The following is an 11,761-nucleotide window of genomic DNA, read 5'->3' as shown; positions in this document are numbered from 1 at the left end:
GCATTAGGGCGAAATATGACGAGTATCGAGTCATGCTATCCCGGTTCGAATTCTCAGCTGAAAATAAAAAAATGGCATGGATTTTAAGCAGAAAACAACCAAAAGTTATATAAAAAAGTGCATTTATCGCATTTAAATATTTAGAAGAATGCATGGCAAACGTTTGCTTTTACCTTTCGGTCAGCTAAAATGCCCGCTTTGCCACCACGGGATTGTTTTCGATGTCTGTTTCCACCCTAGAGTCAGAAAATGCGCAACCGGTTGCGCAGACTCAAAACAGCGAACTGATTTATCGTCTTGAAGATCGTCCGCCGCTTGCTCAAACTCTGTTTGCCGCCTGTCAGCATCTGCTGGCGATGTTTGTCGCGGTAATCACGCCAGCATTGTTAATCTGCCAGGCGCTGGGTTTACCAGCACAGGACACGCAACACATTATTAGTATGTCGCTGTTTGCCTCCGGTGTAGCGTCGATTATTCAGATTAAAGCCTGGGGGCCGGTTGGTTCCGGGTTGTTGTCTATTCAGGGCACCAGCTTTAACTTCGTTGCCCCGCTGATTATGGGTGGAACGGCACTGAAGACCGGTGGCGCCGATGTTCCAACCATGATGGCGGCGCTCTTCGGCACACTGATGCTGGCAAGCTGCACCGAAATGGTAATCTCCCGCGTTTTGCACCTGGCGCGCCGCATTATTACGCCGCTGGTTTCTGGCGTAGTGGTGATGATTATCGGCCTGTCGCTAATACAGGTTGGGTTAACGTCCATTGGCGGCGGTTATGCGGCCATGAACGATAACACCTTTGGCGCACCGAAAAATCTGCTGCTGGCGGGTGTGGTCTTAGCTTTAATCATTCTGCTTAACCGTCAACGTAACCCTTACTTACGCGTGGCCTCGCTGGTGATTGCGATGGCAGCCGGATATGCGCTGGCGTGGTTTATGGGCATGTTGCCAGAAAGCAACGAGCCGATGACGCAAGAACTGATTATGGTGCCAACACCGCTCTATTACGGGCTTGGTATTGAATGGAGTCTGCTGTTGCCGCTGATGCTGGTCTTTATGATCACCTCGCTGGAAACTATTGGCGATATCACCGCCACCTCCGACGTTTCCGAACAACCGGTTTCTGGTCCGCTGTACATGAAACGTCTGAAAGGCGGCGTGCTGGCGAATGGCCTGAACTCGTTTGTGTCGGCGGTATTTAACACCTTCCCGAACTCCTGCTTCGGGCAGAACAACGGTGTGATCCAGTTGACCGGTGTTGCCAGCCGTTATGTCGGTTTTGTCGTTGCGCTGATGCTGATTGTGCTCGGCCTGTTCCCGGCTGTGAGCGGTTTTGTGCAGCATATTCCTGAGCCGGTACTTGGCGGCGCTACGCTGGTGATGTTTGGTACTATCGCCGCATCCGGTGTGCGTATCGTTTCTCGTGAGCCGCTGAACCGTCGGGCCATTCTGATTATCGCGCTGTCGCTGGCGGTCGGTCTGGGCGTTTCTCAGCAGCCGCTGATTTTACAGTTTGCCCCTGACTGGCTGAAAAACCTGCTCTCCTCCGGGATCGCCGCTGGCGGTATCACTGCCATTGTGCTGAATCTGATTTTCCCGCCAGAAAAACAGTAATCTACTCGCGGCGGTAAAATTCTTTACCGCCGTAGCCACTCGCTTTCTCCATTCCCGCCTTGAGGAATGCGCGTAAATCGTGCATAACTCCCTTATGTGCATTTCACGGGATGGAAGACCATGAAATTTATTGGGAAGCTGCTTCTCTACATTTTCATCGCGCTATTCGTGGCGATCGCTGGCCTCTATTTCCTGCTGCAAACCCGCTGGGGAGCAGAGCATATCAGCGCATGGATCTCCAGAAATAGCGACTATCATTTGACCTTCGGGGCGATGGATCACCGCTTTTCCGCGCCATCTCATATCGTGCTGGAGAACGTCACATTCGGTCGCGATGGTCAACCTGCCACTTTGGTGGCGAAAAGTGTCGATATTGCGCTAAGTAGTCGGCAACTGAGCGAGCCACGCCATGTTGATACTATCCTGCTGGAAAACGGGACGCTAAATCTCACCGGCCAGACCGCGCCACTACCGTTCAAAGCGGATCGTCTGCAACTGCGTGATATGGCGTTTAACAGCCCCAATAGCGAGTGGAATCTCAGCGCACAGCGAGTAAATGGCGGCGTCGTTCCGTGGTCGCCGGAAGCCGGTAAAGTCCTGGGCACGAAGGCTCAAATTCAGTTCAGTGCCGGCTCTCTGTCGCTCAACGATGTTGCTGCTACCAATGTACTGATTGAAGGCACTATTGATAACGATCGCGTCACGCTTACGAATCTGGGCGCCGATATCGCCCGTGGTTCATTAACCGGTAATGCGCAGCGTAATGCCGATGGTAGCTGGCAGGTGGAAAATCTGCGCCTGGCTGATATCCGTCTGCAAAGCGAAAAATCTCTGACCGATTTCTTTGCACCTTTGCGCTCTGTCCCGTCGTTGCAGATTGGCCGCCTTGAAGTGATCGACGCTCGCCTGCAAGGCCCGGACTGGGCGGTGACCGACCTCGATCTCAGCTTGCGCAACATGACCTTCATTAAAGATGACTGGCAGACGCAGGAAGGCAAGCTGTCAATGAACGCCAGCGAGTTTATTTATGGTTCGCTGCATTTATTTGACCCGATTATGAACGCGGAGTTTTCCCCACAGGGCGTGGCGCTTCGCCAGTTCACCAGCCGCTGGGAAGGCGGAATGGTCCGAACGTCAGGGAACTGGCAACGCGACGGGAAAACGCTGATCCTCGACGATGCAGCGATTGTCGGGCTGGAATATACCTTGCCGAAAAACTGGCAACAGTTGTGGATGGAAACGACCCCAGGCTGGTTAAACCGCCTGCTACTGAAGAGATTCAGCGCCAGCCGCAACCTGATCATTGATATCGATCCGAACTTCCCGTGGCAGCTCACTGCGCTGGATGGTTATGGCGCGAATCTGACGCTGGTTGCCGATCATAAGTGGGGCGTCTGGAGTGGCACGGCGAACCTGAATGCCGCCGCCGCAACGTTCAATCGTGTCGACGTTCGTCGCCCGTCGCTGGCGCTAACCGCCAATAGCAGCACGGTGAATATCAGCGAACTTAGCGCGTTTACCGAGAAAGGCATTCTTGAAGCTACTGCCAGCGTCTCACAAACGCCGCAGCGCCAGACCCATATCAGCCTGAACGGACGCGGTGTGCCGATGAACATTTTGCAACAGTGGGGATGGCCAGAGTTACCGATTACGGGCGATGGCAATATTCAGCTCACCGCCAGCGGCGATATTCAGACCGATGTACCGCTAAAACCTACGGTTAACGGACAACTCCATGCTGTGAACGCAGAAAAGCAGCAGGTAACACAAACCATGAATGCTGGCGTCGTTTCCAGTGGCGAAGTCACGTCAACGGAGCCAGTGCAGTAAAAATCAATCTCGCCGGGCACGACATAGCCGTACCCGGCATTTTTTCAACAAATTACAGCATAATTGTCAGTGAGTTACCCACTGGCGACACCACCACACCCAACTCAGTTTCGGTCTGCGAACCGCCTTGCAAACCATTTACTTTCGCAATATTACGCAAGCACAGTGTCCAGTTCTTCGCCTCGCCCGCGCCTGTCACGGTAATCGTATTGCCAGTACGCGCCGCTTTCAGGGTGAAGATCACCGAACCATCGGCGGCGGGCACTTCACAGACAGCTTCACGCCCGTCTTGCAGATTAAAAAGCTGGAAAGCCGTGCCTTCATGCCACGCGTAGTCGGGGCGTTGATCATTGTTCCCCAGCGCCAGTAAGGTGTTGTCACGCACGTAAACCGGCAAACTAAGAAAATTATGCTGCTGTTTATGCCAACGGCTGCCTTCTGTTTCATCGTTATGCCACAGATGCGTCCAGCGACCTTCTGGCAGATAAAACTGTACATCGCCCGCTTCAGAGAACACTGGCGCAACCATCACGCTGTCGCCCAACATGTATTGACGGTCAAGATAATCACAGGCTGGATCGTCCGGGAACTCCATCACCATTGCGCGCATCATCGGCGTACCCAGCGCGTTAGCACGAGCGGCTTCGCGGTACAGATACGGCATCATGCGGCATTTAAGCTGTGTGAAATGGCGCACGACATCGCAGGATTCATCATCATAGGCCCACGGCACACGATAAGATTTGCTGCCATGCAAACGGCTATGGCTGGAGAGCAAACCAAATGCGCACCAGCGTTTGTAAACGTGTGCCGGAGCGGTATTCTCAAAGCCACCGATATCGTGGCTCCAGAAACCAAAACCGGAAAGGCCAATAGATAACCCGCCGCGCAGGCTTTCCGCCATCGATTCGTAATTGGCGTAGCAGTCTCCGCCCCAGTGCACGGGAAATTGCTGTGCGCCCACAGAAGCGGAACGGGCAAACAGGACGGCCTCTTCCTCACCGACAGTGTCTTTCAGGACGTTCCATACCAGTTCGTTGTAGATGTACGCATAATGATTATGCATTTTCTGCGGATCGGAACCGTCAAACCACTGAACGTCTGTTGGAATACGTTCGCCAAAGTCGGTCTTAAAGCAATCGACGCCCATCGCTACCAGGCCTTTCAGTTTATCGGCGTACCATTTGCAGGCATCTGGGTTGGTAAAATCATAAATCGCCAGGCCTGGCTGCCATTTATCCCATTGCCATAACGAGCCGTCCGGGCGTTTGAGTAAATATCCTTTCTCTTGCAACGCTTTAAATACCGGCGATTTTTGCCCTATATAGGGGTTAATCCAGACGCAGATTTTCAGCCCTTTCGCTTTCAGGCGGCGAATCATCCCTTCCGGGTCAGGGAAAGTGACCGGATCCCACTCAAAATCGCACCACTGGAAGGCTTTCATCCAGAAACAGTCGAAGTGGAAAACATGTAGCGGCAGATTACGTTCCGCCATGCCGTCGATAAAGCTGTTTACCGTAGCTTCGTCATAATTAGTGGTAAATGAAGTCGTTAACCACAAACCAAAGGACCATGCTGGCGGCAGTGCCGGACGCCCGGTAAAACGGGTATAACGATCGAGCACCGCTTTCGGCGTCGGGCCATCTATAACAAAGTATTCGAGATATTCACCCTCGACGCTGAACTGCACTTTGGAGACTTTCTCCGATCCCACTTCAAACGAGACGCACTGCGGATGATTAACCAGCACGCCGTAGCCACGGTTGGTGATATAGAACGGGATGTTTTTGTACGCCTGTTCGGTGCTGGTTCCGCCGTCACGGTTCCAGGTTTCCACCGTCTGACCGTTACGCACCAGCGCGGTGAAGCGTTCCCCCAGACCGTATACTGTTTCACCGACACCGAGATCCAGGCGCTCAAACATGTAGCTACGGTTGGTGTTGGTGTCCTGTATATAGCCGTTATTTTTCAACTGGCTACCGGTAATACGCACACCATTGCGCAGAAAATCGAGCGACCAGAATTCACCTTTGGTAACACGAACACTCAAATTACCGCTCTTCAGCTCGGCATATTCAATTGTGTTTTGCATCTCCACCGGAACGTCATGCAACACATTAAGCGGGTAGTGCGGACCGTTATCCAGCGCCCCTTGAAAATGCTCAATCCGCACGCCAACCACACCTTCCTGAGGTGAAAAAAAGCGCAGCGTAAACAGTGGCGTATCCAACTGCCAGGTACGCTCCCGCACATCACGCGGCGCGGCGTAAACCACCATCTCCTTTCCCCGCAGCTCAACATCAAAAACCTGGATGGGGTGAATCAAATTAAGACCAGGTTGAATAAGCCAGTTTCCATCGCTGATTTTCATAATCCGTTCCTTTCGTTCTGAAATTTTTGTTACCGCAAGCATGACAAGTGAAGAAGGCGCCAGTCAGACAGCCCGAAAGTAAACCATCCTTAAGAGTGCGGATATTGCTATTTTTTGTTATCAACTTACGTTTCTTGTTTTCTGTGATCGCGGTAGCGCCAAAATGTAACTTATGGATTTGCTGAAGGTTTCTGTGAAAGGGATCATGGCAAGACGAAACGATACGGAAAAAAGTGTGATGGGGGATGTGATAAGGCGAGGAAGTAGCTATAATGCGCCCCGCCTCCATGTAGCAATCGAGGCGCGGAAGATCGTCGTCTCCGGTGAGGCGGCTGGACTTCAAATCCAGTTGGGGCCGCCAGCGGTCCCGGGCAGGTTCGACTCCTGTGATCTTCCGCCAAAATGCCTCTTCTGACGTTCACCAATCCCTTGTAATACGATTAAAACCAGACATTTTCTTCTGTTCATGATTCAATCGGCTTAACCGAGTTCTTTCTTAACATTTATTGCAATGGCGGCGACATGTCAGACAAAGACTTAACCCAGTCTCCGGCAGGCGAATTTAACAAATCAACAGCAGGCAGGAGAGATCGTCCCCGGCATTGATCATGTCAATCGCTTTATCCATCCGCTGATTGATAATTGGCGAATGCAAGGTTTTCTCGGCAAGGCTCGCCACAATCTTTAACACCGTTGCCTCATCAGGAGTTACTTCCAGCGATGTCACACTCAACAAATGCTTAATATAGAAATAATCGAGGATTAAACGGTAAACCTGGCGCATGATCGTTGAGAAATCAGCATCCGGAAAATGACAGTGGTAAATTTTGTAGGTCAGTAAATTGCGCAATACATGCGGGGCGCTAAGGATAGAATCCTGGCAAAGTTGCTGCCATTGCTTATCCAGAACTGCAAACTTGTCGACCAGATCCTGCTTATCCGTACTGGCTGTAATGTTTAAATACGCCGCCATCTTCCGATGCACCCCAGCGATAATGTTATCCCTGGCGCCTTCATTCGCGATAAGTGAACCCAATGCCGACAGCGCGCGCACCTTCAATCCAACCGACTCCGTTGACGTTGAGCGATGAATCAAACTTATACCTGCCGCCAGCTCGCTTAATAGTTCCTGATGATACTGTTCGGCCTGCGCAAAATGGCGATGCAGATCGAACTCAATGCGTTGCAAGTAAACCATAAACTGTGCCAGCGCCATCAGGTTCTCTTCAACGTTCAACGATGGTGCCTGTAGAAGGTGCCAGGCAAAGAGATGCACAATCTGTTGGATCTGATTAACCGGCTGCTGCCGGGCGATGATATTGTTTTTCGCCTTCGCCAGCAGCTCATCTTGTTCATGCACTAACATGCTGTCGGCATCGAACAATACCAGCCGGGCTACTTCTGGACATGAAAGCGTCATCGAATAACGAGTTGTATCCGCGTAGTGCTTTTTACAACGTGGATAAGTAGAACAGGTAACTGAAAGCGCGTTGCCTCCCAGCTCGCGATGAACCAGGCAGAGTTTATTTTCGTCGAGAAACGGACACTGTCCCTGCGCGTCCAGCTTAATTCTCGAATATCTTTGTTTACCTTTTCGCACCAGCATCAAATTCTCTTTCGCCAGGTTGGAGATTTCCGGATGGTGTGCGTTGAGGTAATCATGATGAGTTTTCTTGTCGATATCTATTTGCCATCCCTGACAACAGGAAATCAGGCAGTCAGGACCGACACAGGAAAACTTCTTCACAAACTCGGGTTTGATCACTTTATGGATTTGCATAGCATTCTTCGCGTTTAAAAAGCGAACAGTAGCATGTTGTCAGAAAAAAATGATAACGCCATAACATGACGGTTTAATAAGCATTTCACGCGTTTCATAAAGATAAAGAATAATGCTCGACCTCATCAAATTACCCACGCTATTTGTCAGCGACGCTAATGCAAAATATTTCATTGCGACGTGATAAGAAATTTCGATGCTTTTGAATAACGACCTACGCAAACCATGAAGGATACTTATGAGAAGAATATTCATGGTTCCGACGAGAATAATATAAAAGCCTCACGGTCGATTTTATTTTTAGATTGCTTCTGGCTGGCGATAATAATGTCAGACGTATCAACGGCCTGCCTGTTATTGATAAAGATGCGTAACTATTGCTGAAAGGCAACATAAATATGCTTTATATGAACAGAGCCATCCTTGCCATTTTTGCTATCATGCCTGCATACATAAACGACAAAACCGTATGCAGAGGGGAAAAATGGGTTCCACCAGAAAGGGGATGCTGAACGTTCTAATTGCCGCCGTATTGTGGGGAAGTTCAGGTGTCTGCGCACAATACATCATGGAGCAAAGCCAGATGTCATCGCAGTTTCTTACCATGACGCGACTGATATTTGCCGGTTTTATTCTGCTAACGCTCTCCTTTGTCCACGGCGATAAAGTCTTCTCAATCATTAAAAATCATAAAGATGCCATCAGCCTGCTGATTTTTTCCGTTGTTGGCGCACTGACCGTCCAGCTGACTTTCTTACTGACAATTGAAAAATCCAATGCCGCTACAGCAACGGTGCTGCAATTTTTATCACCAACGATTATCGTGGCATGGTTCTCACTGGTACGTAAATCACGCCCCGGCATCCTGGTTTTTTGCGCCATTCTGACATCGCTGATTGGTACGTTTTTATTGGTGACACACGGTAATCCGACGTCATTATCGATCTCTCCTGCTGCGTTATTCTGGGGTATCGCCTCGGCATTTGCTGCCGCATTCTATACGACATACCCCTCAACGCTCATTGCCCGTTACGGCACGCTGCCAATGGTTGGCTGGAGTATGCTCATTGGTGGTCTGATCCTGCTGCCCTTTTATGCCGGACAAGGAACAAATTTTGTGGTTAATGGCAGTCTGATTCTGGCGTTTTTCTATCTGGTGGTAATTGGAACTTCGCTGACTTTTAGTCTGTATCTGAAAGGCGCACAGTTAATTGGCGGGCCAAAAGCCAGCATTTTGAGCTGTGCAGAACCATTAAGTAGCGCGCTGCTCTCTTTACTGCTGCTGGGGATCACTTTCACATTACCTGACTGGCTGGGAACGCTGCTGATTCTGTCATCGGTGATTTTGATTTCAATGGATTCCCGCCGCCGCGCCAGAAAAATGTAATCGTCCGGCGCGGCGCGGTTGATAATTACCAGCCCGGCACCGCGCCACCGTTAAAGATAGTTTCTGCCGCTTTAGCAACTTCCGGTGATTGATAAGATTGCAAAAATTCCTTCACGTTTTCTGCATCCTTGTTATCTTCCCGCGCCACCAGAATGTTCACATACGGCGAATTTTTATCTTCAATAAATACGCTGTCATGCACCGGGGAAAGCCCGGTTTGCTGAATATAAGTCGTGCTGATAATCGCCACATCCACTTTCGGGTCGTCCAGTACACGCGGCAACTGTGCCCCCTCCAGTTCCATTATCTGCAAATGACGCGGGTTATCGGTAATATCCAATGCCGTTGGCAGTAAACCTTTCCCTTCTTTCAACGTAATCAGTTTCTCTTTTTGCAAAAGTAACAGCGCCCGCCCAAGGTTGGTCGGATCATTCGGAATCGCCACTGTCGCCCCATCTTCTAGCTGATCGACCGTTTTGATTTTTTTCGAATAGCCCGCCATGGGGAAGACAAAGGTATTCCCCACCGCCACCAGTTTATAACCGTGCGCCTGATTATCCTGTTCAAGGAAAGGGCGATGCTGGAATACATTGGCATCCAGTTCACCATGATTTGTTGCATCGTTCGGCAGCAATGAACCACTAAATCCAATCAGTTCAACCTCAAGGCCATACTTCTCTTTAGCCACTTTTTTAGCGACTTCCGCCACATCCTGTTCGGCACCGTTTATGACCCCAACTTTAATGTGTTTTGTATCGCTACTTTGCTGGTCGCAGCCTGCCAGTAGTATTCCTGCCAGTAATAACGCTACTCCTGTTCGTAGATGATGTGTTGTCAGTTTCATTTTTTATCCTTTTATTAATGATTACCTGACTATAGCGGTAAGGTCGCTGCGGTTAAAAAACGAAATGCTATCGATAAGAAGAAAAAGGAATAAAAGAGGAATATAAGGTCTGGCACTTCTTACTGAATACTAAAACGCGTTTCGTACAGCATGATTAGAGCGATGAAAACAAACTACACTTATGCTTCATTCGATGCCATTTGTAAAAAGGTAGAACTCATGAAACCAACGACGCTGCTTCTTATTTTCGCTGTTTTCGCGATGCCGGGTATCGTATATGCCGAGTCGCCTTTTAGCTCGTTACAATCGGCGAAAGAGAAAAATACGGTATTACAGGATTTGCGAAAAATTTGTACCCCTCAGGCATCGTTATCAGATGAAGCGTGGGAAAAGTTAATGTTGTCTGATGAAAGCAACAAACAACACATACGCGAAGCCATCGTGGCGATGGAGCGTAATAATCAGAGTAACTACTGGGAAGCGTTGGGCAGGGTAGAATGCCCGGATATGTAAGAGCGGCAACAGCCGCTGACCAACACTTCTTTAGCCTGATATCAGGATTTCTTCATTTTCACTTTTGCAGTAACCAACAGCGCGGTAAGCAACATCAACGTGCCGGACAATATTAACGGCGAAGTCAGGCCAATGTTATCCAGTGCATAACCGCCAATTGCCGCGCCGCAGGTATTGGCAAGCTGAATAACAGCCACCTGAATAGATCCCGCCTTTTCTGCCTGGTCGGCTAATGAGCGGGTGATCCACGTTGACCAGCCCACGGGAATTAAAGCAAAGGTCAGCCCCCAGATAATCGCCACGCCGGTAGCAACAATTTTATCGCTTCCCCACAACGTCAGTACCAGCGCACTAAGAGCAAGCACTAACGGTGCTCCCGCTAAGGCCAGTTTTACTGAACGTTTAAGAATGATCGACGAAAGCGACGTACCGACAAAACTGGCGATACCAAAACTCAGCAGTACCAGTGTTAAGCCATCCACGCCGAATCCCGCCAGATTCATATACACAGGCCGAATATACGTGAAGAAAGCGAACTGCCCCGCAAAGGACATAAAGATAGCAATCATCCCGGCCATCACCCCCGGACGCTGCAACAGGCGGAAGGTATTTTGTTTCTGATGCGAGGGTTCGCCAGGCAGCGAAGGCAATGATTTGATAATCCAGATAATACACAGCACGCCCATCACCGCTGCCGCATTAAAGACATTGCGCCAGCCGATAAGCTCGCCTAAAAAGCTGCCTAACGGCGCGGCAATCACCAGCGCAATAGAAACCGCGCCGAAGATCACCGACAGCGCCTTCGGCACCGTACGAGGCGGCACCAGACGCATGGTCAGCGACGCTGACATCGCCCAGAATCCGCCCAGCGCCAGCCCGAGACAGGCTCGACCGATTAATAACATTCTGAACGAGCTGGCAAAGGAAACCAGCAAGCAAGAGAGCGTCAGCAAGACGGCGAACAGAATGACAACGTAGCGGCGGTCGGTGGCCTGAATTGTCTGGGTAATAAACAAACTGGAAAACATCGCCACAAAGGCGGTCACAGTCACCGATTGCCCGGCAAGCCCTTCCGAAATCCCTAAATCCTGCGCCATCGGCGTCAGCAAACTAACAGGCAAAAACTCAACGATAATCAGGCAGGCGACGCAAAACGCCACCGAGAAAACGGCTGACCAGTTCGGTCGGGTGATGGCATCCGCGCCACAGTTTTCTTCGATATGTTCACTCATGGTGTTACCCGTGGCATGTTTCAGGGGAAAAGCCGGTCAGTCTAGCATTGAAATGTGTGACGCATTTAACGTTTTTGCAACTTTTACGGTGTTGCTTGAGCTGGAGTTAAGATCGAAACGGAACAGGGCAAAGATTACCGAATGCAGCATGAACGCCTTATCCCCCCTACAGGTCAGGCGCGGTCTGTAGG

Annotated in this window: 7 protein-coding genes, 1 tRNA gene and 1 pseudogene; 5 read left to right on the top strand and 4 right to left on the bottom strand. The window is 50.2% G+C overall.

Going from position 1 to position 11,761, the window contains the following annotated elements; all coding sequences use genetic code 11:
* Positions 1-221 precede the first annotated feature (221 nt).
* Positions 222-1,613 carry a xanthine/proton symporter XanP gene (gene xanP / locus A7589_RS09615; protein WP_010352595.1) on the top strand — a complete coding sequence of 464 codons (1,392 nt, stop codon included), beginning with the start codon at positions 222-224 and terminating at the stop codon, positions 1,611-1,613.
* Between the two features lie 120 nt (positions 1,614-1,733).
* Positions 1,734-3,443 (top strand): AsmA family protein, encoded by a 1,710-nt coding sequence (locus tag A7589_RS09610; protein ID WP_105282458.1) that lies wholly within the window; start codon positions 1,734-1,736, stop codon positions 3,441-3,443.
* A 52-nt stretch (positions 3,444-3,495) separates the two neighbouring features.
* Here the strand turns inward: A7589_RS09610 and yicI are convergent, their stop codons facing one another.
* Positions 3,496-5,814: an alpha-xylosidase gene (gene yicI, locus A7589_RS09605; RefSeq protein ID WP_000702869.1), complete on the bottom strand. Its 2,319-nt coding sequence runs from the start codon at positions 5,812-5,814 to the stop codon at positions 3,496-3,498.
* Positions 5,815-6,119: 305 nt separating this feature from the next.
* On the opposite strand from yicI, the gene A7589_RS09600 reads away from it, so the two are divergent.
* Positions 6,120-6,214 (top strand) — tRNA-Sec (locus A7589_RS09600).
* A 162-nt stretch (positions 6,215-6,376) separates the two neighbouring features.
* On the opposite strand, the gene fliB is transcribed toward A7589_RS09600, so the two are convergent.
* Positions 6,377-7,594, bottom strand: coding sequence for a flagellin lysine-N-methylase (gene fliB / locus A7589_RS09595; protein ID WP_001165569.1), 1,218 nt, complete (start codon positions 7,592-7,594; stop codon positions 6,377-6,379).
* 484 nt (positions 7,595-8,078) lie between these two features.
* Between fliB and A7589_RS09590 the strand changes: the two are divergent.
* Positions 8,079-9,003: pseudogene (locus A7589_RS09590) on the top strand (carboxylate/amino acid/amine transporter).
* A gap of 3 nt (positions 9,004-9,006) precedes the next feature.
* Here A7589_RS09590 and nlpA read toward each other — a convergent pair.
* On the bottom strand, positions 9,007-9,825 hold the full coding sequence (nlpA, locus tag A7589_RS09585; protein ID WP_000779441.1) for a lipoprotein NlpA: 819 nt from the start codon (positions 9,823-9,825) through the stop codon (positions 9,007-9,009).
* A 219-nt stretch (positions 9,826-10,044) separates the two neighbouring features.
* Between nlpA and yicS the strand changes: the two genes are divergently transcribed.
* Positions 10,045-10,338, top strand: coding sequence for a protein YicS (gene yicS, locus A7589_RS09580; protein ID WP_010350505.1), 294 nt, complete (start codon positions 10,045-10,047; stop codon positions 10,336-10,338).
* A 41-nt stretch (positions 10,339-10,379) separates the two neighbouring features.
* Here the strand turns inward: yicS and nepI are convergent, their stop codons facing one another.
* The gene (gene nepI / locus A7589_RS09575) at positions 10,380-11,570 is read right to left on the bottom strand and encodes a purine ribonucleoside efflux pump NepI (RefSeq protein ID WP_001289202.1); all 1,191 of its coding nucleotides are present in this window, start codon (positions 11,568-11,570) and stop codon (positions 10,380-10,382) included.
* Positions 11,571-11,761: the final 191 nt, after the last annotated feature.

The sequence above is a fragment of the Escherichia sp. MOD1-EC6475 genome (genome assembly GCF_003046645.1).
Classification (GTDB): Bacteria; Pseudomonadota; Gammaproteobacteria; order Enterobacterales; family Enterobacteriaceae; genus Escherichia; species Escherichia ruysiae.
This window is presented reverse-complemented; position numbering and strand designations above follow the sequence as displayed.